This is a genomic window from Shewanella sp. SACH (assembly GCF_001887095.2).
GTDB classification, from domain to species: domain Bacteria; phylum Pseudomonadota; class Gammaproteobacteria; order Enterobacterales; family Shewanellaceae; genus Shewanella; species Shewanella baltica.
In genome coordinates this window covers 704,329-725,614 of record NZ_MPDG02000002.1, presented here as the reverse complement: position 1 = coordinate 725,614, position 21,286 = coordinate 704,329, and the positions used below count along the sequence as shown (strand labels likewise).

The window sequence follows — 21,286 nt, the reverse complement described above, 5'->3', positions numbered from 1 at the left end:
CACCTAACTTTTAAGTCAAAAGCTAAGCGAACATATTGATATCAGTCCAAAACCTATCATTGAGCACCAGCAAATCTAGCCAGTTAGACTCAAGTCATCACAGCGAATGTAGCCGCGATAGAGATGGTTTCGGTGAGAACAAAAATGCAATGGCATGCAAGTTCAACGGGAGCAGACTCCAGTAGATAGCACACCTAAATAAGTGGGGTTAAGCGGCTTGTTGGCTAAATCGATATTGAAGATTTGAGACTTTCCAACCCGAAATTCGAGCGGGGGAAGATACAGCTGAAAGGGTCCAATCTGATGCGATATCCAGATCGGTCGGTTCAACGACATTGAGTGTCGGTTCGGCGGTGAAGTCTAACGCGAGTACATATACCGGCTTCACCTCACGCACATCGTGCTGGGCAAGACTGATAAAGCGCGGCGAATTTATTGGGGCAAAATTTAAGTCGTCCGAATGACTCACGTAATCTGAGCTTGGACAAGGTATTGGCTGGGATGCTGAGTCTGAATTGATGCGATTGGCATCATGAGTATGTAATGAGCCGCAACTTTCAGCGGTTTGCGCATCAGACTGTATATTAGATTGGGCATTGAGCTGTGCATTGTCTTGGGTGATAGCTGCGGCATCGGGCAAGCTTTGAGGCTCAGCGCTTGGCATTGCATGGTGAGTCGAGCTATCAAGTCCCACAGTGTGCATCTGAACCGTTTGTTTCTGAGCCGTTTGCTTTAGAGCTGTGTGTTTCTGAACATAATGACGAGCGGTATCACTGCGTTGTACTGAGGTTTTTGGCGTATAGCTAGCCGAGTGCGCGATCAACATGATCGCCACGCAGACTAACATCAATCCTGTACGCCAATGTTTTACCAAAGCGTGCCCTCTTATAAAACGAAAGATAAACCCAGTCATACTTAGTTTTTGCTACATAACTGTGGGTTTATAAAGCGAAACTCGCGCTAAATCAATTACACAATACTGAGTTAATTCTGATAAAACTTTCTGATGAAGCTCTAGAGTTGCAGCTTAAGTAAAAGTGCACCAAGAGACAAATTAATCTTTATCCATCTTTCGAGTTCAACCCTGAAGCGCCTTCTCCATCCTTGGCTAAACCTTAAATTCGAAAGCAAAACACAAATCCTAAACACGTATACAAACTCAATTAGCAAATAACAAAAAACCGCCCTAGGGCGGTTTTAGAACGAGCGAGAATCACAGTCTCGGTACGATTTAGCAGACTCGATAGCTAAATCGATTCGCTGATTATAAATACTGTACTGAGATGATTTCGTAATCAGTCATGCCACCTGGCGTGGTAATCGACACTTCATCACCTTCATTTTTACCCACTAAGCCACGGGCTATCGGTGAGTTCACTGAAATCAGGTTTTCTTTAATATTCGCTTCATCATCGCCGACTATGCGATAAGTCACTTCAACGTCAGTATCGAGATTTAAAATAGTCACAGTGGCACCAAAAATAATACGACCGTTGTTCACCATCTTAGTGACGTCGATAATTTGCGCGTTAGATAACTTACCTTCAATATCACGGATACGTGCTTCACAAATACCTTGGTCTTCACGAGCCGCATGGTATTCCGCGTTTTCTTTCAGGTCGCCTAGCTCTCTCGCAGAGGCAATCGCTTCAGTGATCTTAGGGCGACGGTCAAACTTGAGAATATCTAACTCTTTACGCAGCTGTTCTGCACCGACAACTGTCATAGGAACCTTAGTCATAACTTCTTTCGTCTCCTTTAAAACAAAAGCAACCCGTGCCAACGCTAAGGTCAACACAGTCAAATGAGGGTGGAATTGCGCTATTCTAATCGTTATGCGCCTTTGATGCATCAAGAACAATGCATTGACGCAGCTTACCCAACCTTAAGCAGAGTTACCAGCAATGAAATCTAAATCCGCGAGCCAAATAGAATCATAGTGGCTGCATTGATTAATAGCCGTATAGATAAAGGGTTTTGAATATAAAAATGCCCACTCGCCGTAGAGGTTGTGGGCATTTAACGGTGAACGTTACGTCATTTATAACGCTAAATCATTTATAACGAGTCACTTATAACGCTTACTCACTTGAGCGGAAGACTGAATCCTATTCAAGTCCAGCTTCAAACGTAAGGAAAATTTCACTGACGGTTTTATCGGCAAGGGATGTGTCTGCATTCGGACGCTCAATAGATGCATGTAAAAGATAACGTCCCGCCGCAGGCAAGGTCATGGCCACTTTACCGTCTTTATCTGAGGTTAAAGCGATTTCTTCAGGCTTGTTTCGGTATAGGCTGCCGTCTTTCATAATCGCAACACTCACACCTGCAACGGGTTTGCCGTCATAAACAAACTGCAGTGTTGCAGGTTCGTTTTCAACGATATCCGCAGGATGGGTCACTGGGACTAGTTCCAAGTACTCGCCCTTAGGAGCCAAAACCTTATCCGTTGGCTTATTTCGGGTTACGTAGGTTTCCACCCGCGACACATTTAAAGAACCTTCTAATTCAGAGGCGCCCTTTGGCATGACAGCTGCGGTCACTTTTTTATCTAAACGACTGCGGACAAAGCCTTCTTTGCCTTTCACTTTATAGCGGGAGAAATAACGCGGCGTGACTTCTTTCTCGAACTTATAGGTGCCATCTTGCATTAACTGCACATCAAATACCGATTTACGGCCGCCGGTATAACTTGAGCTTGGAGAACTTAAGTCGCCATTAGGCAGTAACACACGTACGTCACTGGCGCTGAAAGGTTTATCCATCATAAACACTTGATTGCTGGCAGACACATCAGAGGTTATCCACACAGCTTCTTGGCTTTCGGCCGAAACGTTAAAGTGGCTAGGTAAAATCCATCTGTCATGGCTGCTTGCCAACGGACTAATACAAAGTGTGCTAAGTAATGCAATAAGACGTAATTTCATGCCTTTTCCTTAAGTTTAACGAGTAATGTACGGGCAATATATTCAGTAGCAGGCTCAGCGAGCCATGCCGCTTAAGCGTATGTCGATAACGCCAGTTTCAGTGGTGGCGGGTAACTGCACTGAGAAGTCCCCCGCAGCTAAATCGATGTTTTGTCGCACGAGATCGCGTCCCCCATGCTCACGCACCACTTCAATAAACACAGTGTAACGAGCAGGCTCGAGTGCTTTACCCGCTTCATCTTTTAAATCCCAATCGATTTTGTAATGACCCGCAGGACGTGTGGCAGATGCAATACCATCAACAAAACTCATATCGTCACGACCCGCTTTACGCCACCAACGACGGATGTCTTTAAGCCATTTATGGCCTTCATCCCAAACCCAAAGGCTTAAGGTTTTTACCGGTTGCCCTTGGGTATTTTCAACCCACACGGCCACATAGGGTCTGTGATATTGGCCTTCGGTAATTTCAGGTAAAGTTAAATCGACGGTCATTTGTGGCGCCGCAAATGCAGCAGAACTCACAAATAAAGCACTCACCGCAATGGAACGAATAAGATGACACATACTCGGTCTACACTCCTTATGGAACGAAATAAACATACACAAGTCCGCAACTACCGCTGACAAGTACCATGTATAACAATGACTTTTTGAGGCGCTTGGTTTGAGGCAATAATAAGTAAGCCCCAGTAAGCGAAAATAAAATAATCAGTACGGCGCTAAGATCGAGTATCCAAGCCCATGCAGTGCCTGTGTTGCGGCCCTTATGCAAATCATTCACTACGGCTACGACACCGTACTCTAAGGTTTCGACATAGGCTTGACCGTCGAGTAAGTCCAACGTCAGGCTGCGGTAAGTGCCGGGCCCTTTGCTGACTAAGCTAATTTCGTCTTCATCTATGTCGGCAGTGGCCATATCCATAGCCCATTCACTTTTCAGCCAATGGCCCGTTGCCAAGCGCCACTGGGCATCTTGTGTATCAACGGGTAATAAATAGGCAGGGATGGGCACTTGCTCCCGTTTAGGTTCCTGATCGGCTTGAGAAAACCAATTAGGGTGATTTAACGTTATGCCTGTCACCGCAAAAAACAGCATCAGCAGCAACAACGCCATAGACACATAAACATGGATAATTCGAGCAAAGGACAAAGACGACTTACTGACTCTTAATTTCAATGGTGCACTCTCAAAAGCAACCCGAAGAGAAATGCCTCCAGAATCGGCTTTCCCTATGCAGCCTAAGACTGAAATGAGCTGCATTAAACTAATTTAATGTGCGAGATTAAATGAGATCGATTATCAAATAGAACAAAGTTTACAAACTTTACATATTCAATACTGCAAAAGAAGCTGAAATATAGGATTGAAGAATAAGACTGAAAAATAAACCGCTTACAGACAAATCTGCATTTAACACTCAAAAGCCATTATCTTTGATTAAATTAGCAGCAAGTCATTTACGGTATCATCTGTAAATACTCATTGGATTCATAGGGATAAAATCCAACATTCACGCTAACTTTTTGGCATAAAATTTACTTTACGCCCCCACTCGTTTACCTCATGCCAATCGGCTACAATCCGCCGCCGGCGACTTGCTGGTACTCCCAAGGAAATATCATCTTGAGTACATCTCTGCTCAAAAAAATGCGCTGCCTGCATATTCTGTGGCTCGCGTTAATGCTCAACGCCTGTGTTGCTCCACTCTTATTAATGTCACCCCAAGGTCAACTAATGTGGGCCCTGCTCAAACCCCTGGTCGGTTTAGATCCAAATGATGTCGGCTTATTCGAACAGCCACTCATCAAAAACCGTATGCAGGAATTGCTGGGTAAAAATTACGATACCACTCTGTCGCTGCTCAAAACGGCCGATAAGATCCAGCAGGAAGGTCCACTTATCTATTTAGTGTCAACTTATACTCCAGTACCTGAGATGGCAGAAAAAGCGGGTCTAGTGTGGAACTCAGACACCAACCAAATGGCAGTCATGCTAATGAAAGGCGGTGCGCCCTTAGTGATCTCTGAGCAATTCAGTAATCAGACAGAAAAACGGGTGCCAAGTTGGCCGAAGGAATTAGCCGACTATACCGATCCACAGAAGTTACAACAAAAAGCCTTAGATGCGGGCACGAACCAAGTGCAGCAACAGTTAGCAATGCCTAATGCCGTCAAAGCGGTTGCAACGGGTGAGGTTAACGCGGTTCAAAGTGCTGTCACTGAGCATGCTGTATTGCCAGCAAGGATCACTGATGCGGCAACAAAAGTAGCCACACCAGCAATGCCAGCGGTTCCAGCGGTTCCAGCGGTTCCAGCGGAAATAAAATCGCTGCCTGTCGTGCCAGAAGTCAAAAAGCAATAACACAGCTCACCACAGTGCATAATCTACTGGCACTGTGGTATTCACTGTCGCTATATAGCAGTACAAACTCCCCTTCTTCGATATCCTGATTCAAGCCCTGCTTCTTATGCCTGCTATTATGCTGGTGCTTATGTTGACTCTTATACTCACTCATAGATTAGTTGTGCCTGCTAACTCTAAGCCTCACTCGACGCTCTGCATCCCAGAACTAAACGGATAAGGCTTATTCAGCTTGCTGACGACTTAAAATCCAATACATCATTATTGAGCCGCTCTATAAACGGCTAGATAAAAACAAACGACAGAAATTCAAGCCAGCTATAGCAAGGACATTGATAGAAAAGGGAAATGCTAAACGAAGAAAACGAAAGAAACCAAACTACGAATAATGCGAAAGCAGATAGAGAGTGAAAACGAATAGTAAGGATATAGTGAAAAGCTAGAAAGCAAAAAGCCTGTCCGAAGACAGGCTTTTTAACTTTTGGCTGGGGTACAAGGATTCGAACCTTGGAATGCTGAGATCAAAACCCAGTGCCTTACCACTTGGCGATACCCCAATAAACTTGTTTAATCTTCTATCGAAGATTGCATTTTGATGGTACGGGAAGAGAGACTTGAACTCTCACACCTCGCGGCACCAGAACCTAAATCTGGCGTGTCTACCAATTTCACCATTCCCGCATCAAAATGTACCAAAATTGCCTATTCAACAGCTTTGGATTTTTCTCTGATAAATCACTTTAACAGAGTTAAATATGGTAGCAATGGCGGGACTTGAACCTGCGACCCCAGCATTATGAGTGCTGTGCTCTAACCAGCTGAGCTACATTGCCATGGCTGGGGTACAAGGATTCGAACCTTGGAATGCCGAGATCAAAACCCGGTGCCTTACCACTTGGCGATACCCCAATCAACTTGGAAACTGAGAAAAAATGGCTGGGGTACAAGGATTCGAACCTTGGAATGCCGAGATCAAAACCCGGTGCCTTACCACTTGGCGATACCCCAACTAACTCTGTTTCAAACATCCGCTTATCGCAGATGCTTCTAAATTCATATATCAAACTTATATTTTAAATATAATGGTACGGGAAGAGAGACTTGAACTCTCACACCTTGCGGCACCAGAACCTAAATCTGGCGTGTCTACCAATTTCACCATTCCCGCACAGCTTCATGTTTACATCTTGAACAGATGCTAGCAATCAATGCTAGAGTAAAATCGACGTCTATTTTATATAAGAATATGCTTCTTAAATAAAATGGTAGCAATGGCGGGACTTGAACCTGCGACCCCAGCATTATGAGTGCTGTGCTCTAACCAGCTGAGCTACATTGCCACTTCGATATTACGCGCCCCTCTCAGCGAGGAACGGGGCGTATTATGCTTATTCGAGGTATCTAGGTCAACAGCTTTTTTTCGCTATTTCCCTTGGGCCAAGCTGTTCGGCTATTACTTCACCAAAGTGAGCAACAGATGTGCTAAATAACACACTATTGCTCGTACTTAGCTTAATTTATCGAGACTGACTACTTGGATAATCCTTGTTATACGTTAAACAAGAAATGCATCACATCGCCATCTTTAACGATATAGGTTTTACCTTCCACACGTAACTTACCGGCTTCTTTCGCGCCAGCTTCACCTTTGTGGGCAATAAAATCTTCATAGGACATGACTTGTGCACGAATAAAGCCGCGTTCAAAATCGGTATGGATAACACCCGCCGCTTGTGGAGCACTTGCACCTACTGGCACAGTCCAAGCACGCACTTCTTTCACGCCTGCGGTGAAATAAGTTTGCAGATTCAGTAATTGGTAACCAGCACGAATAACGCGATCTAAACCAGGCTCTTCGATACCCAGATCTGCCATAAACTCATCGCGATCGGAGATTTCCATCTCAGCCAGTTCAGATTCAATCGCGGCACACACAGCAACAACGATAGCGTTTTCTGTGGCTGCAATAGCGCGAACAGCGTCTAAGTGTGGGTTGTTCTCAAAACCATCTTCCGCCACGTTAGCAATATACATGGTCGGTTTTAAGGTTAAGAAGTTAAGGTAAGCAACGGCTTCCAGTTCTTCTTTAGATAATTCCATTGAACGCAGCATTTTCGCTTCGTCTAGAATTGGACGCATTTTCTCTAATACTTCCACTTCAAACTTAGCATCTTTATCGCCGCCTTTAGCACGTTTTTGCTGGCGTTGAACCGCGCGCTCTAAGCTGTCTAAGTCAGCTAAGGCTAATTCAGTGTTGATGACTTCGATATCGCCAGCAGGATCAACCTTGTTAGCAACGTGAACAATGTTGTCATCATCAAAACAACGCACTACGTGACCAATGGCATCGGTTTCACGGATGTTAGCTAAGAACTTGTTACCTAAACCTTCGCCTTTAGATGCGCCGGCTACAAGACCTGCGATATCTACGAATTCCATGGTGGTCGGTAACACACGTTGTGGATTCACAATCGCAGCTAACGCATCCAGACGTGGATCCGGCACAGGTACAACACCTGTGTTAGGTTCAATGGTACAAAACGGGAAGTTAGCCGCTTCGATGCCAGCCTTAGTTAACGCATTAAAAAGCGTTGATTTACCTACGTTAGGAAGACCAACAATGCCGCATTTAAAACCCATATGCTTACCTTTCTCTCGATTATTGGCTGACAAGTCACACTCATCAGCGAGGTTTAGTCGTCCTGCCCTATGGCAGCACATTACTGAATTAATTAGTTAATTAACTTGAGTCTCGCCAAAGGCAAAACCTACTCCGCTTTAAAGGAGTGTAATCTGTTCATGGCTTTCACCATGTCTTGCTTAAACAAAATCTCAGTAGAACGCACGGCTTCATCTATCGCCGCATCGATAAGCTCTTGCTCTTTAGCAGGTGCTTTTCCCAGTACGTAACCACTCACTTGGTTTTTATCACCGGGATGACCGATACCTAAGCGTAAACGGTAGAAGTTTTTATCGTTAGCCAGTTTAGCAATAATATCTTTCAAACCATTGTGGCCGCCATGGCCGCCACCGAGCTTGAACTTAGCCACGCCGGGCGGTAGATCGAGTTCATCATGAGCGACCAGAATCTCTTCCGGTGTGATACGAAAAAAGTTCGCCAAAGCTCCCACGGCTTTACCACTTAAATTCATATAAGTCGTCGGGATCAATAAGCGGACATCTTTTCCGTGCAATACAGCTCTAGCGGTCAAGCCAAAATACTTACTGTCGGCCACTAAAGTCACGCCGCAAATTCGAGCCAACTCTAGTACGTACCAAGCCCCCGCATTATGGCGAGTGTGCGCATATTCAGCACCAGGGTTTGCCAGACCAACTATTAATTTTATTTCGCTCATGACACTCAATATCGTTATTTCATCGATGGCAGCCGCGCAAAGCGCCAACTGAACTGACCATAGCTGCTAAAAACGCGGCATTTTAGCACTCAAAGCCCAAGTCAACAAATGCCACGTCATCGCACTGAGTCAGAACGCAGAACAACTCAGGATTAATTAAGCCCCATTGCATATTTAAGAACGGTCTTTTTGATCGGAGAATTGATGTTTGCCAACTTTAACGCGCCATTACGCAGCAGCTTTAACGGCAGGATATCGTTGCTAAAACCTGCATAAAACAAATCCATCGCCGTCATCATCAGTTGGTTATCGCGATAGCGTTTGCGCTGATATTGGGCAAGCACTTCATTCGACCACCAGATATTATCTTGGGCTAACGCATCCTTGATGACCGCCAAAAACGCTTCAACATCCTTAAACCCAAGGTTCACCCCTTGGCCAGCGAGCGGATTAATGGTGTGGGCGGCATCCCCTAAAATCACCACGTTCTGACTATAATAACGCTGTGCATGGCGACGAGTGAGGCCAAAACTGCCTTTATTCTCAACGGCGAAATCGGCATCTAAGCGTGCAGGGAAATGCAAACGTATCTGTTCGGCCAACTGTTTGTTGTTAAGCTGCATTAACTGTTTTATTCGGTTGGCGTCGTCGTACCACACCAGCGAAGCATTGTTGCCGGGCAGAGGTAATAATGAACGCGGTCCTTTTGGCGTAAACTGCTGCCAAGTGACATCTTGCTGGCCCTGTGCGGTGTTGATATTGATCAGCATCGCCGATTGAGCATAATCCCACCCTGAAATACCAATCCCAGCCCATTGGCGTACCTGCGAGTGTGCACCATCGGCACCGACCAATAGCTTAGCGTTAAGTTTACGATTCGATTGTAAGTGCACACTGACGCCATCACTATCACGGGCAAATGCCACCACTTTATCGGGGCAATATAAAGTAATGCCCGCCAATTGCGTCATTTGTTGCCACAGGGCAAGTTGGATTAAACGGTTTTCAACGATATGGCCTAAATGACTAGCGCCAATTTGCGAGCTGTGGAATTGGGTGATGCAGCCATCAAGCTCCCAAGTTTCTAAGCCAAGATAAGGCACATTGCGCATCTTCAGCAGTGAATCTAAGGCGCCAAGACGTTCAAGCAGCGTTTCAGAGGCCACACTGATGGCCGAGACTCGCACATCTAACGGCTGCTCGGCTTGATAAGCCTCTGGCGCAAATGATTCAATCACCGCCACTTGCAAGCCCTGCTGGGCTAATCCAATTGCCGTCGCCGCACCGACCATACCGCCGCCGACGAGAATGATATCGAACTCAGCGTCTTCAACATGAGTGCCTTTAACATGAGTGACGTCAGAATGAGTTGTATCGGATGTCATAGGTGCACTTGTTTCGTCAATTTGGCTCATCTTACTTACCACCTTAGTTACCACCTTTATTGCCTTGTTTGTTACTGCCCAAGCGACGTCTTTACACTATCTATGCGCCAGCTATTTTACACCGACTGCATTGGCTAAACCTGATGCACGAGAAAGCCACAAACTTTGTATCAAAAGTATGTCTCCTAGCACTCAAACGTGAGCAAATGTTGCTATCCGCCCGTCTGCTCACAGTTGCTTACAAAGACAAAATTTACCCGTTTCAACACTAACTAAACTCAAGTGGCACGGGCATCATAGCCAAAATCACTTAATCGAGATTTTGTGATTTGGCTGGCGTTATCCGTGCTGAACACTCTCACTTAACTAGCACCTAGCCCTAAGCCGTATTGGACGAGTTAATAAGTGAATCCACCGTATAAATTAGCGAGGATGTCATGAAAACACTGACTCTTTTACCCATAGCCAGTCGCTTATTAATTTGCAGCACAACACTAGGCGCAGCATTTACATTGGGCACTGCACTCACATTAGGCATTGCACCGCTAGGTCAAGCCATCGCCGCTGGCTCAGCGGCTAACTCAGTCGCGAGCCCAAACATTGAAACCATCACAGTGACCTATCGCGACCCGCTCGATTATGCCTTATATCTACATACCACGGAAATGTTGAGCGCATTTCGACTCGAAATTCGTGAAGACATAGGCATTCAAGCACACAATAGCTTGATGGAAATGGCCAAAGCTCAGCATGTTAACCGTCTTAACCTCACCCAAGTACAAGCCAGTAATAAAAACCTAGCATTTGTATGGGTATCGCCCTCGGCAAAAGCCAACAGGTAAAAGTGAGGACAAAGCTGGTCAGCAGCCATAACAGCAGGTAAAATGTCGCGCTATTTTTATTGGTCATCTTAGGGCGACACAACTGATGAGTAAGAAACTCCATATCAAGACTTGGGGCTGTCAAATGAATGAGTATGACTCATCCAAGATGGCTGATCTGTTAGGCGAATACCAAGGTTATACCTTGACTGAAGAAGCGTCTGAGGCAGACATTCTCCTGCTGAACACTTGTTCAATCCGTGAAAAAGCGCAGGAAAAAGTGTTCCATCAGCTAGGACGCTGGAAGACGCTTAAAGATAAAAATCCCAATTTGATTATTGGCGTGGGCGGCTGCGTTGCTTCACAAGAAGGCAAAGCGATTAAAGACAGAGCCCAATGTGTCGACATTATTTTTGGCCCACAAACGTTGCACCGTCTGCCCGAGATGATCGAGCAAGTGCGCCGTGGTGACAAAGCGGTTATCGATATCAGCTTCCCTGAAATCGAAAAATTCGACCGTCTGCCAGAACCCCGCGCCGAAGGCCCAACCGCGTTTGTGTCTATCATGGAAGGTTGCAGCAAATACTGCTCGTTCTGTGTTGTACCTTATACTCGCGGTGAAGAGGTCAGCCGTCCATCGGACGACATCATCCTTGAAATCGCCCAATTGGCTGAGCAAGGTGTGCGCGAAGTAAACCTGCTAGGTCAAAACGTGAATGCCTATCGCGGCGCAACTCACGATGGCGCTATCTGTACCTTTGCTGAGTTACTGCGCTTCGTGGCAGCCATCGACGGTATCGATCGTATTCGCTTCACGACCAGTCACCCGATTGAATTTACACAAGATATTATCGACGTTTACGAAGATACCCCAGAGCTAGTGAGCTTCTTACACTTGCCAGTACAATCGGGTTCTGACCGTATTCTAACGGCAATGAAGCGTGGCCACATGGCGATTGAATATAAGTCAATCATCCGCCGCCTGCGTAAAGCCCGTGAAGGCATTCAAATCAGCTCAGACTTTATCATTGGCTTCCCTGGCGAAACCAAAGAAGACTTTGCTGATACCATGAAGTTGATTGAAGACATAGGTTTCGACCACAGCTTCAGCTTTATCTATAGCGCACGTCCGGGCACGCCAGCGGCGGATTTACCCGATAACGTCGATATGGAAGAGAAAAAGCAACGTCTCGCGATTCTGCAAGACCGCATCACCCAGCAAGCCATGCGCTACAGCCGCCACATGATGGGCACAGTGCAACGAATTCTGGTTGAAGGTCCATCGGTGAAAAATCCAATGGAACTGCGCGGCCGTACTGAGAACAACCGAGTGGTGAACTTCGAAGGTCAACCAAAACACATTGGTACTTTCGTAGATGTCGAAATCGTCGACGTTTACACTAACTCACTGCGTGGTGTCTTTATCCGCGGCGAAGATGAAATGGATCTACGTCGTAGCCTGCGTCCGGCTGAAATTCTGGCCAAGCGCAAGCAAGATGATGAGCTAGGTGTGACTCAATTTAAGCCATAAGCTTTAAATCGGCTTAAACAGTACCTATATAGAAAAGGGCGACTTAGTCGCCCTTTTGCTTTCACGTACTTTTATTTAAGTCCACCGAGGCAATTGCTATTTTCCGTTAGCAATTATCGGCTATGGCTCGTAAACTGAACTTATCTTGCAACGGTTTAGCGTCATAAACCTTGCTTTCTTATTCGCTATTGGGAGTGCTATTTGTCCAGTAAATTAACTACAATGAATCTGTATCTCGAACCCGCAGAAACACGCCGTTTGGCTTCACTGTGCGGTCCATTCGATGACAATATCAAGCAGATAGAACGTCGCGTTGGCGTTGAAATCGTCCGCAAGAACAATCATTTCCAGATCACCGGACTGCCACGCAATTGTTTAAGCGCCAACAACTTACTCAAAGAACTCTATATCGAGACCCAAACGGTCAAAGGCAGCACGCCCGATCTTGAGCCTGAACAAGTCCATATCGCCATTCAAGAAGCCATCGCCCTAGAGCAAGAAGACGCGAGCGACGACAGCAGCATTAATATCAAAACTCGCCGCGGCGTCATTAAGCCACGCAATCCAAACCAGAGCTTATATGTGGCCAATATTGTGCGCCACGACATTACCTTTGGTATTGGCCCTGCGGGAACCGGCAAAACCTACCTTGCGGTAGCAGCGGCAGTGGATGCGTTAGAACGCCAAGAAGTGCGCCGTATTTTGCTGACTCGCCCAGCGGTAGAAGCGGGTGAAAAACTTGGTTTCTTACCAGGGGATTTAAGTCAAAAGGTCGATCCTTATTTACGTCCACTCTATGACGCATTATTCGAAATGCTCGGCTTTGAAAAAGTGGAACGCTTAATTGAGAAAAACGTCATCGAAGTGGCGCCGCTTGCCTATATGCGCGGTCGCACCTTGAACGATGCCTTTATTATTCTCGATGAAAGCCAAAACACCACAATCGAGCAAATGAAGATGTTCCTCACCCGTATCGGTTTTAATTCCCGCGCGGTGATCACAGGCGACATCACGCAAACCGACTTGCCTAAACATCAAAAGTCCGGCCTACGCCACGCGATTGAAGTGTTAAGCCAAGTAGAAGAAATCAGCTTTAACTTTTTCGTCTCCCAAGACGTCGTGCGCCATCCAGTGGTTGCTCGTATCGTCGAAGCCTATGAGGCCTTTGATTTAAAAGAGCAAACCTTAAAGGCCAAGAAAGAAAGCCAATACCAGAAACAACAGGAAGCCGCAGCACATGAGTCTTGATTTAGCCTTAGATATTCAACATGCCACCACCTGCGACTGGTTGCCAACGGACGAGCAATTCGCCATTTGGGTCACGACCGCGATTGGCAATAGCATGAATGAAGCTGAATTAACCATACGTATAGTCGATAGCCGCGAGAGTCAGATGCTCAATAGCACCTACCGCGGCAAAGACAAACCGACCAATGTGTTGTCATTTCCCTTTGAGGCACCGCCAGAAATTGAACTTCCTTTACTAGGAGATCTTGTCATTTGCGCGGCAGTCGTTGAAAATGAAGCCCGTGAGCAACAAAAAACCTTAGAAGCGCACTGGGCACACATGGTTGTACATGGTTGCTTGCATCTGCTAGGGTATGATCACATCGAAGATGAAGAAGCTGAAGAGATGGAGTCGTTAGAGACCCAACTCATTGAAGGCTTAGGCTTTACTGACCCATATAAGGAACAATAGTTAGCTAAGATAATCCCTATCAAAAGCTAATGAGAAAACTATGAGTGACGATATCCCCCCGAGTACGAACGCCCACAAGAAAGGTTGGTTTGATAGAGTAAGTCAGCTATTTCAGGGCGAACCTCAAAATCGCGAAGATTTAGTCGATGTGATTGATGGTGCAGAACAGCGCGATCTGATCACTCAAGACACCCGCGAGATGATAAAAGGTGTATTAGACGTTTCTGATATGCGTGTTCGGGATATCATGATCCCAAGAGCTCAAATTGTCGCCCTCCAGATAGACAACTCGGTCGAAGAATTACTCGCCACTGTGATTGGTTCGGGTCACTCGCGCTTCCCCGTCGTTAACGAAGATAAAGACCATATCGAAGGCATTTTGCTTGCTAAAGATTTGATCCCTTACGGTTTCTCCAACAGTGATGAGCCCTTCTCACTGGACCGCGTGATCCGTCCTGCTGTGGTTGTACCCGAAAGCAAACGCGTCGATGTATTGCTAAAAGAATTCCGCTCACAGCGCTACCATATGGCGATTGTGGTCGATGAATACGGCGGTGTGTCAGGTCTGGTGACTATCGAAGATATTTTGGAAGAAATTGTCGGTGAGATTGAAGACGAATTCGACCACGATAGCACGGAAGAAACCGAGATCCGCAAAGTCGGCAACACGGTTTATATGGTTAAGGCCTTGACGCCAATCGAAGATTTCAACGAAGAATTCAATACTGAATTCAGCGATGAAGAGTTTGATACCGTCGGTGGCTTAGTCTCACACGCCTTTGGCCATCTGCCAGAACGCAACGAGAGCATCATCATTGAAGGCATTGAATTTAAAGTTATCAATGCTGACACAAGGCGTTTAATCCAACTCAGAGTTAAACTCCCCGATCCTAATACTGGCGAAGACGTAGAATAATCACTCGTGCTAAAACAAATCCGGGCTTTTGCCCAACAAAAGTCCCGACCTAGTGCTTTGAGACTCGTACTGGCATTTGCCCTTGGCGCCAGTACGGCGCTTTCATTTGCGCCCTATTCCATTTGGATAATCTATCCGTTTGCCATGGCGATTGCCCTCTGGCATAGCCGAGCGCTTGGCGCTAAGGCAAGCTTTTACTATTGGTTAAGCTTTGGATTTGGCTGTTTTGCCGTAGGGATCAGCTGGGTACATGTGAGTATGGATACCTTTGGTGGTATGCCGCTCATCGCCTCCGTTGGCTTGATGGCCTTGTTGGCTTTGTACTTAGCCTTATATCCGGCACTAACAGGTTTAGCGCTGGCTTGGTTAACTAAAACGGTCAGTAAAAATGGCGAAACCACGTTTAGCCTTTGGCGTAATCTCGCCCTGTTCCCCGCCCTGTGGACCTTGACCGAATGGGCTCGTGGCTGGGTGATGACAGGTTTCCCCTGGTTATGGGCCGGTTACTCGCAAACCCAAGGGCCGCTAAAACCCCTTGCCAGTATTATAGGCGCACTCGGGTTAAGCTTTGTGCTGGCCATGCTCGCTGGTGCATTAGCCCTTTGTTTTACTAAGCGTTATAAGAGTTTACTGCTTTTACTGCCGCTCAGTATTCTGGCCGTTTGGGCTGCACCTAAAGTTTCCGACATTCATCCTACGGGTGAAAATGTTAAAGTGGCACTGGTGCAAGGCAATATTCCCCAAAGCATGAAGTGGGAACCCGACGCCCTGTGGCCGACCCTATTAAAATACATGGATTTATCCCGCGAACATTTTGATGCCGATATCATTATTTGGCCAGAAGCGGCAGTTCCCGCGCCAGAATCTATGGTGCAGGACTTTTTAGATAACGCCAATAAAGTCGCCAATCTAAACCATACGTCAATCATCACTGGCATTATTAGCCATCAAAATAATGAGTTTTATAATTCATTGATTGTGCTTGGTAATCATAATCAGAAACAACAAGCTGGCCCTGACTATGAGGGCGATGGCAGCAATCAATTTAAAAAACATCATCTGTTGCCGATTGGCGAGTTTGTGCCGTTTGAAGCGCTACTTCGCCCGATTGCGCCTTTCTTTAATTTGCCTATGTCCTCCTTTGCTAGAGGCGAATATCAACAGCCAAATCTAAGTGCCCTAGGCCATAAAATCGCGCCCGCGATTTGTTATGAAATTGCCTTCCCAGAGCAATTACGCGACAGCGTTAATCAAGGGACAGATATACTGTTAACTGTCTCTAACGATGCTTGGTTTGGTAGTTCAAACGGCCCATTACAACATATGGAAATCGCCCAAATGCGCGCAATTGAATTGGGCCGCCCTCTATTGCGGGCAACCAACAATGGCGTGACTGCGGTAGTCGATGAACATGGCAATATCACCGCATCCTTACCCCAGTTTGAAACAGGCGTGCTAGGCGCAACCATTCCCTTGGTAACAGGCCAAACTTGGTTCGCAAAATTAGGTCAAACACCCCTGCTACTGCTCTGTGGTTTACTGGTATTACTCGGCTTTGGCCGACGTGTAAAAGCGCAATAGGATCAAGACCATGTGTTACCCAATCAATAAACAAGATGCGGCTGGCTTTACCTTGATTGAACTGGTCGTGGTGATTATTGTACTTGGGATCTTGGCAGTGATTGCCGCGCCTAAATTTATCGGTTTGAGTAAAGAGGCTCGGGTACAAACCTTGAGCCAATTACAGGCCAGCGTAAAAACCGCCAACACACTGGCCTACTCTAAAACGCAAATGCCCAGCCTGCGAAGCCAAGCCGTTGCAGGCCGCGACGATATTATTGATATCGACCTCAATGGTGATGGCACGCCCGATACCAGATTGAAATGGGGTTACCTCGATAATACCGATGTGGAAAACTGGATCACCTCAGATGATAAGCTCATCATTCAATATCAAGGCGTTGATATCACTTACATAGGTTACGATCTTAACAACAATACCTTAGTAGATGACGATCAATGCTATTTCCGCTACACCCAAGCCAGCGATGCCAACACCCCGCCGCTATATGATATCAACACCCAAGGTTGTTAGGCTGACACTTAGTTAACCTGTGTTATCCCGCAATTGTCTGCGAATAGATTAGGCTGATTGCGCGTTCCACGTTAAGGTGAACGATTAGACGTGGCCTTATACCAATCATAGTTACTGTTCATAGTTACTGTGTCTGCATAGCCAATATGATTGGTACCATTACCTCGTTCCTTAACTAAGGTACACATCAAGGCAACTCTATGGCACTGCTTCGCGTGCGCTACCAAACCCACGAGTTTGGCGATCTCGATATTCATGTCAGAACCCTAAGAGACAATCAGGAATTTGACGACATCGATGGCGAAGCTGAAAAGCTCGGTATTTCCTCCGCAACTTGGCCGTTATTTGGCATAGTCTGGCCATCGAGCCAAGTGCTCTCGCACCACATGGCAGACTACAAAATTGGCAATAAACGTATTCTTGAAGTGGGCTGTGGTATTGGGCTCGCGAGTCTAGTGCTGAACCATAGGCACGCCGATATCACGGCAACAGACTATCACCCAGAATCAGGAAATTTCCTTAAGCAGAATGTCGATTTAAATCATGGTCGGGCGATCCCGTTTGTGCGCACTGGATGGGCAGATGCAGAAACGAATTTAGGCTTATTTGATCTGATCATTGGCAGCGATCTCTTGTACGAACAAGAACATGCCGATCTGTTGTCACAATTTATTGAGCAGCATGCTAAACCGGTTTGCGATGTGGTCTTGGTCGATCCCGGTCGTGGTAATCATGCCAAATTCAGTAAACGTATGGTCACCTTAGGTTACGAACACACACAACATAAACCCATTCACACTGAATTCTTATTGGCGCCTTTCGGTGGCCAAATCCTCAGTTACTGTCGTACGAACAGCTGATATTGTCTGATTAACCAAGATAGCGGTGATTTCGGTTTAATTGATCAAAAAAACGACGCAGATGCGTCGTTTTAACGAAATAAGATCGTTAACGCGACTAAGGCGTTAGCGGCTCGCGGGTAAATTCTTCGTGATCACACTCTGGGCAATCTGGGATGGGACTCGGAAATTCAATACTCATTTCATTGCCACAGTTAGTGCATACCATGATGCCCTGACTTACTATGTCGCCACTTTTGTAATAACCATTTTGCTTAAAATCTTGCGTTAATTCATGCCATTCCACTTGGCTACGATCGGTTATTTCACCCAACCAATGCCAAAGCGTATTCTCCAAAGTAATCACAGTTTGGCTGTGGCTCAGACTATCGGCGTTCTGCTCGCGAAGAAAACTGGTAATATCACGTTTTAAGAATTGTTCTACTAAAGCGAGCTCATCTTCTCCAGCCTGTTGTTTAAGACGTAAAAACTCCTTACCTTGAGTGACAGAGTTAAATAAGTTCTTTACAGTCAGCGTGTTATCTTCTGCAAATTGAGCTTTCACTTCGGTAATTAAGGCTTGATACAGTCCTAGTAACACGTTACTTCTATCATTCATAACCAATACTCCTTCATACGAACCTTTTTAATGCATCGCTTCTAGTTTATTCTATGCAGATCTTACTCGCGCTGATATGGCGTTAGATCAAATAATAGGCGGCACTGCCGGAAATAGAGTGATGCAAGAGCAATATAATCCCTCAGAAATTGAAGCCTTAGTGCAAAAGCACTGGCATGACAACAAAACCTTCGAAGTCACTGAAGACGCAAACAAAGAAAAGTTTTATTGCCTTTCGATGTTTCCGTACCCTTCTGGCAGACTCCACATGGGACACGTACGCAACTATACCATAGGTGACGTAGTTGCACGCTTTCAACGTCTTCAAGGCAAAAACGTGCTCCAGCCTATCGGTTGGGACTCATTTGGTCTGCCCGCCGAAAATGCCGCGATTAACAACAAGACTGCGCCTGCGCCATGGACCTATGAAAACATAGAGTACATGAAGAACCAGCTGAAACTGCTGGGTTTTGGTTACGATTGGAGCCGTGAAATCGCCACTTGTACCCCAGAATATTATCGCTGGGAACAATGGTTCTTCACTAAGTTGTACGAGAAAGGCCTAGTCTATAAAAAGACAGCTTCAGTCAACTGGTGTCCAAACGATGAAACCGTACTGGCGAACGAGCAAGTTCAAGACGGTTGCTGCTGGCGCTGTGATACCCCTGTGGAACAAAAAGAAATTCCACAGTGGTTCATTAAGATCACTGCCTATGCAGAAGAATTATTAAACGATATCGATACCTTAGATGGCTGGCCTGATCAGGTCAAAACCATGCAACGTAACTGGATTGGTCGCAGCGAAGGCGTAGAAATGACCTTCGGCGTCGCAGGCCACGATAAAAGCTTCGATATCTATACCACGCGTCCTGATACCTTAATGGGCGTGACTTATGTGGCGATTGCTGCAGGTCATCCATTGGCTGAAATCGCCGCGCACACCAATCCTGAGCTTGCCGCCTTTATCGATGAGTGCAAAAACAGCACAACATCAGAAGCCGAACTCGCGACCATGGAAAAACGCGGTGTCGCTACAGGGCTTTTCGCCATTCATCCTATCACTGGTAAGCAAGTGCCGATTTGGGCAGCTAACTTTGTGTTGATGAACTATGGCACCGGCGCTGTGATGTCAGTTCCAGGCCACGATCAACGTGACTTCGAATTTGCGAAAAAATACGGCCTGGCGATTGAAGCTGTGATCAAGCCAGTTGATGGCGACGTTGATATCAGCGAAGCCGCTTATACCGAAAAAGGCGTACTGTTTAACTCGGGAGAGTTCGACGGTTTAGACTTTGAAGCGGGCTTTAATGCCATCGCCAACAAGTTAGTCGCCGAAGGTAAAGGCAAGCGCCAAGTCAACTATCGCCTGCGCGATTGGGGTGTTTCACGTCAGCGTTACTGGGGCGCACCAATCCCTATGGTGACCTTAGCCGACGGCACTGTGATCCCAACGCCAGCAGATCAACTGCCAGTATTACTGCCAGAAGATGTGGTGATGGACGGGATTCAAAGCCCAATCAAGGCCGATAAAGAATGGGCGAAAACCCAAGTCAACGGTCAAGATGCGCTGCGCGAAACCGATACCTTCGATACCTTTATGGAATCGTCTTGGTATTACGCTCGTTACTGCAGCCCGCATGCGGACGAAATGTTAGATCCTGCTAAAGCCAACTACTGGCTACCTGTGGATCAATACATTGGCGGTATCGAACACGCGTGTATGCATTTGTTATATTTCCGCTTCTTCCACAAGTTGCTGCGTGATGCAGGTCTGGTTAACTCTAACGAGCCAGCCAAACAACTGCTGACCCAAGGTATGGTGTTGGCCGATGCTTTCTACTACATCAATGAAAAAGGCGCCCGTGTGTGGGTTTCTCCTTTAGATGTAGCGACCACAGAAAAAGACGACAAGGGCCGCATTACTAAGGCTATCGACAAAGACGGCAACGAACTGGTTTATACCGGCATGAGCAAGATGTCTAAGTCGAAAAACAACGGTATCGATCCTCAAGTCATGGTCGAAAAATACGGCGCCGACACGGTTCGTCTATTTATGATGTTCGCCTCACCACCAGAATTAACTCTGGAATGGCAAGAGTCTGGCGTTGAAGGCGCACACCGCTTCATTAAACGTCTGTGGAAACTGGCAAACGAGCATGTGAACCAAGCTAACAGCGAAGCCTTAGATGTCAGCACGTTAACAAGTGACCAAAAAGCGCTGCGCCGTGAAGTCCACAAGACGATTGCTAAAGTGACCGACGATATCGGCCGCCGTCAGATGTTCAACACTGCGGTTGCCGCCGTGATGGAACTGATGAACCATCTGCAAAAAGCGCCACAAACCACAGGTCAAGACAACGCCATTATCGGCGAAGCCTTATCAGCCATAGTGCGTTTGCTGTACCCTATCATTCCGCATGTGAGCTTTAACCTGTGGAACGAGTTAGGCAATGCAAGCAACATCGAAGACAGCCAATGGCCAGTCGTTGATGAAGCTGCGCTAGTTGAAGACAGCAAGCTCATCGTTGTGCAAGTTAACGGTAAAGTTCGCGCAAAAATCACAGTGGCTGCCGATGCTGATAAAGAATCAGTAGAAGCCTTAGGCATGAGTGATGAGCACGTGATCAAATACCTAGACGGCCTGACTGTACGTAAAGTGATCTATGTGCCGGGCAAACTGCTTAGCATAGTGGCCAATTAACCGCTGCTAATAACTAGCTATACCCTAAGTTA

19 protein-coding genes and 7 tRNA genes are annotated in these 21,286 nt (G+C 46.4%); 10 read left to right on the top strand and 16 right to left on the bottom strand.

Annotated elements, in window-relative coordinates; genetic code table 11:
• Nucleotides 1–208: 208 nt before the first annotated feature.
• From BM607_RS11095 to BM607_RS11075, 5 genes are all read right to left on the bottom strand, one after another.
• A complete protein-coding gene (locus BM607_RS11095) occupies nucleotides 209–847 on the bottom strand; it encodes a hypothetical protein (RefSeq protein WP_071938407.1) in 639 nt (212 codons plus the stop codon).
• A gap of 417 nt (nucleotides 848–1,264) precedes the next feature.
• Entirely contained in the window at nucleotides 1,265–1,741 is a 477-nt protein-coding gene (greA, locus tag BM607_RS11090) for a transcription elongation factor GreA (RefSeq protein ID WP_006082729.1), read from the bottom strand.
• 367 nt (nucleotides 1,742–2,108) lie between these two features.
• Nucleotides 2,109–2,927 carry a DUF4198 domain-containing protein gene (locus BM607_RS11085; protein ID WP_071938408.1) on the bottom strand — a complete coding sequence of 273 codons (819 nt, stop codon included), beginning with the start codon at nucleotides 2,925–2,927 and terminating at the stop codon, nucleotides 2,109–2,111.
• Between the two features lie 54 nt (nucleotides 2,928–2,981).
• Nucleotides 2,982–3,494 (bottom strand): DUF2271 domain-containing protein, encoded by a 513-nt coding sequence (locus BM607_RS11080; protein ID WP_071938409.1) that lies wholly within the window; start codon nucleotides 3,492–3,494, stop codon nucleotides 2,982–2,984.
• Nucleotides 3,495–3,510: 16 nt separating this feature from the next.
• A complete protein-coding gene (locus BM607_RS11075) occupies nucleotides 3,511–4,107 on the bottom strand; it encodes a PepSY-associated TM helix domain-containing protein (protein ID WP_006086949.1) in 597 nt (198 codons plus the stop codon).
• 471 nt (nucleotides 4,108–4,578) lie between these two features.
• Between BM607_RS11075 and BM607_RS11070 the strand changes: the two genes are divergently transcribed.
• Nucleotides 4,579–5,292 carry a hypothetical protein gene (locus BM607_RS11070; protein WP_071938410.1) on the top strand — a complete coding sequence of 238 codons (714 nt, stop codon included), beginning with the start codon at nucleotides 4,579–4,581 and terminating at the stop codon, nucleotides 5,290–5,292.
• Between the two features lie 482 nt (nucleotides 5,293–5,774).
• Here the strand turns inward: BM607_RS11070 and BM607_RS11065 are convergent.
• From BM607_RS11065 to BM607_RS11020, 10 genes are all read right to left on the bottom strand, one after another.
• Nucleotides 5,775–5,849 (bottom strand) — tRNA-Gln (locus BM607_RS11065).
• Between the two features lie 39 nt (nucleotides 5,850–5,888).
• A tRNA-Leu gene (locus tag BM607_RS11060) sits at nucleotides 5,889–5,973 on the bottom strand.
• Between the two features lie 75 nt (nucleotides 5,974–6,048).
• Nucleotides 6,049–6,125, bottom strand: a tRNA-Met gene (locus BM607_RS11055).
• 1 nt (nucleotide 6,126) lies between these two features.
• Nucleotides 6,127–6,201: transfer RNA gene (locus BM607_RS11050), tRNA-Gln, on the bottom strand.
• Between the two features lie 24 nt (nucleotides 6,202–6,225).
• A tRNA-Gln gene (locus BM607_RS11045) sits at nucleotides 6,226–6,300 on the bottom strand.
• Nucleotides 6,301–6,375: 75 nt separating this feature from the next.
• Nucleotides 6,376–6,460, bottom strand: a tRNA-Leu gene (locus BM607_RS11040).
• Nucleotides 6,461–6,555: 95 nt separating this feature from the next.
• A tRNA-Met gene (locus BM607_RS11035) sits at nucleotides 6,556–6,632 on the bottom strand.
• A 208-nt stretch (nucleotides 6,633–6,840) separates the two neighbouring features.
• The gene (gene ychF, locus BM607_RS11030; protein ID WP_006082735.1) at nucleotides 6,841–7,932 is read right to left on the bottom strand and encodes a redox-regulated ATPase YchF; all 1,092 of its coding nucleotides are present in this window, start codon (nucleotides 7,930–7,932) and stop codon (nucleotides 6,841–6,843) included.
• A 128-nt stretch (nucleotides 7,933–8,060) separates the two neighbouring features.
• Nucleotides 8,061–8,648 (bottom strand): aminoacyl-tRNA hydrolase, encoded by a 588-nt coding sequence (gene pth / locus BM607_RS11025; RefSeq protein WP_006082736.1) that lies wholly within the window; start codon nucleotides 8,646–8,648, stop codon nucleotides 8,061–8,063.
• Between the two features lie 152 nt (nucleotides 8,649–8,800).
• Nucleotides 8,801–10,063, bottom strand: coding sequence for an FAD-dependent monooxygenase (locus BM607_RS11020; RefSeq protein WP_071938411.1), 1,263 nt, complete (start codon nucleotides 10,061–10,063; stop codon nucleotides 8,801–8,803).
• A 407-nt stretch (nucleotides 10,064–10,470) separates the two neighbouring features.
• On the opposite strand from BM607_RS11020, the gene BM607_RS11015 reads away from it, so the two are divergent.
• The 8 genes from BM607_RS11015 (at nucleotide 10,471) to BM607_RS10980 (ending at nucleotide 17,955) form a co-directional block, all read left to right on the top strand.
• Nucleotides 10,471–10,875: a hypothetical protein gene (locus BM607_RS11015; RefSeq protein WP_071938412.1), complete on the top strand. Its 405-nt coding sequence runs from the start codon at nucleotides 10,471–10,473 to the stop codon at nucleotides 10,873–10,875.
• Nucleotides 10,876–10,960: 85 nt separating this feature from the next.
• Nucleotides 10,961–12,385, top strand: a complete 1,425-nt coding sequence (miaB, locus tag BM607_RS11010) for a tRNA (N6-isopentenyl adenosine(37)-C2)-methylthiotransferase MiaB (RefSeq protein ID WP_006082739.1) — start codon at nucleotides 10,961–10,963, stop codon at nucleotides 12,383–12,385.
• Nucleotides 12,386–12,586: 201 nt separating this feature from the next.
• Nucleotides 12,587–13,633, top strand: coding sequence for a PhoH family protein (locus BM607_RS11005; RefSeq protein ID WP_006082740.1), 1,047 nt, complete (start codon nucleotides 12,587–12,589; stop codon nucleotides 13,631–13,633).
• Nucleotides 13,623–14,084, top strand: a complete 462-nt coding sequence (ybeY, locus tag BM607_RS11000; RefSeq protein ID WP_071938413.1) for an rRNA maturation RNase YbeY — start codon at nucleotides 13,623–13,625, stop codon at nucleotides 14,082–14,084. Before BM607_RS11005 ends, ybeY begins: the two co-directional genes overlap by 11 nt.
• A 40-nt stretch (nucleotides 14,085–14,124) precedes the next feature.
• Nucleotides 14,125–15,000, top strand: a complete 876-nt coding sequence (gene corC, locus BM607_RS10995) for a CNNM family magnesium/cobalt transport protein CorC (RefSeq protein WP_006082742.1) — start codon at nucleotides 14,125–14,127, stop codon at nucleotides 14,998–15,000.
• 6 nt (nucleotides 15,001–15,006) lie between these two features.
• Complete coding sequence (gene lnt, locus BM607_RS10990) at nucleotides 15,007–16,581, top strand: apolipoprotein N-acyltransferase (RefSeq protein WP_071938414.1); 1,575 nt, start codon at nucleotides 15,007–15,009, stop codon at nucleotides 16,579–16,581.
• 10 nt (nucleotides 16,582–16,591) lie between these two features.
• Nucleotides 16,592–17,095, top strand: a complete 504-nt coding sequence (locus BM607_RS10985) for a prepilin-type N-terminal cleavage/methylation domain-containing protein (RefSeq protein WP_071938415.1) — start codon at nucleotides 16,592–16,594, stop codon at nucleotides 17,093–17,095.
• Between the two features lie 200 nt (nucleotides 17,096–17,295).
• A complete protein-coding gene (locus tag BM607_RS10980) occupies nucleotides 17,296–17,955 on the top strand; it encodes a methyltransferase domain-containing protein (protein ID WP_006082745.1) in 660 nt (219 codons plus the stop codon).
• 97 nt (nucleotides 17,956–18,052) lie between these two features.
• On the opposite strand, the gene BM607_RS10975 is transcribed toward BM607_RS10980, so the two are convergent.
• On the bottom strand, nucleotides 18,053–18,553 hold the full coding sequence (locus tag BM607_RS10975; protein ID WP_006082746.1) for a zinc ribbon-containing protein: 501 nt from the start codon (nucleotides 18,551–18,553) through the stop codon (nucleotides 18,053–18,055).
• A 121-nt stretch (nucleotides 18,554–18,674) separates the two neighbouring features.
• Between BM607_RS10975 and leuS the strand changes: the two genes are divergently transcribed.
• Complete coding sequence (gene leuS, locus BM607_RS10970; RefSeq protein ID WP_071938416.1) at nucleotides 18,675–21,254, top strand: leucine--tRNA ligase; 2,580 nt, start codon at nucleotides 18,675–18,677, stop codon at nucleotides 21,252–21,254.
• Nucleotides 21,255–21,286 lie beyond the last annotated feature (32 nt).

What these genes read in the sequence shown, in the direction of transcription:
- BM607_RS11095 (WP_071938407.1), bottom strand. Translation starts at nt 847, where the DNA reads ATGTTAGTCTGCGTGGCGATCATGTTGATCGCGCACTCGGCTAGCTAT.
- greA (WP_006082729.1), bottom strand. Translation starts at nt 1,741, where the DNA reads ATGACTAAGGTTCCTATGACAGTTGTCGGTGCAGAACAGCTGCGTAAA.
- BM607_RS11085 (WP_071938408.1), bottom strand. Translation starts at nt 2,927, where the DNA reads ATGAAATTACGTCTTATTGCATTACTTAGCACACTTTGTATTAGTCCG.
- BM607_RS11080 (WP_071938409.1), bottom strand. Translation starts at nt 3,494, where the DNA reads ATGTGTCATCTTATTCGTTCCATTGCGGTGAGTGCTTTATTTGTGAGT.
- BM607_RS11070 (WP_071938410.1), top strand. Translation starts at nt 4,579, where the DNA reads ATGCGCTGCCTGCATATTCTGTGGCTCGCGTTAATGCTCAACGCCTGT.
- ychF (WP_006082735.1), bottom strand. Translation starts at nt 7,932, where the DNA reads ATGGGTTTTAAATGCGGCATTGTTGGTCTTCCTAACGTAGGTAAATCA.
- pth (WP_006082736.1), bottom strand. Translation starts at nt 8,648, where the DNA reads ATGAGCGAAATAAAATTAATAGTTGGTCTGGCAAACCCTGGTGCTGAA.
- BM607_RS11020 (WP_071938411.1), bottom strand. Translation starts at nt 10,063, where the DNA reads ATGAGCCAAATTGACGAAACAAGTGCACCTATGACATCCGATACAACT.
- BM607_RS11015 (WP_071938412.1), top strand. Translation starts at nt 10,471, where the DNA reads ATGAAAACACTGACTCTTTTACCCATAGCCAGTCGCTTATTAATTTGC.
- miaB (WP_006082739.1), top strand. Translation starts at nt 10,961, where the DNA reads ATGAGTAAGAAACTCCATATCAAGACTTGGGGCTGTCAAATGAATGAG.
- ybeY (WP_071938413.1), top strand. Translation starts at nt 13,623, where the DNA reads ATGAGTCTTGATTTAGCCTTAGATATTCAACATGCCACCACCTGCGAC.
- corC (WP_006082742.1), top strand. Translation starts at nt 14,125, where the DNA reads ATGAGTGACGATATCCCCCCGAGTACGAACGCCCACAAGAAAGGTTGG.
- BM607_RS10985 (WP_071938415.1), top strand. Translation starts at nt 16,592, where the DNA reads ATGTGTTACCCAATCAATAAACAAGATGCGGCTGGCTTTACCTTGATT.
- BM607_RS10980 (WP_006082745.1), top strand. Translation starts at nt 17,296, where the DNA reads ATGGCACTGCTTCGCGTGCGCTACCAAACCCACGAGTTTGGCGATCTC.
- BM607_RS10975 (WP_006082746.1), bottom strand. Translation starts at nt 18,553, where the DNA reads ATGAATGATAGAAGTAACGTGTTACTAGGACTGTATCAAGCCTTAATT.
- leuS (WP_071938416.1), top strand. Translation starts at nt 18,675, where the DNA reads ATGCAAGAGCAATATAATCCCTCAGAAATTGAAGCCTTAGTGCAAAAG.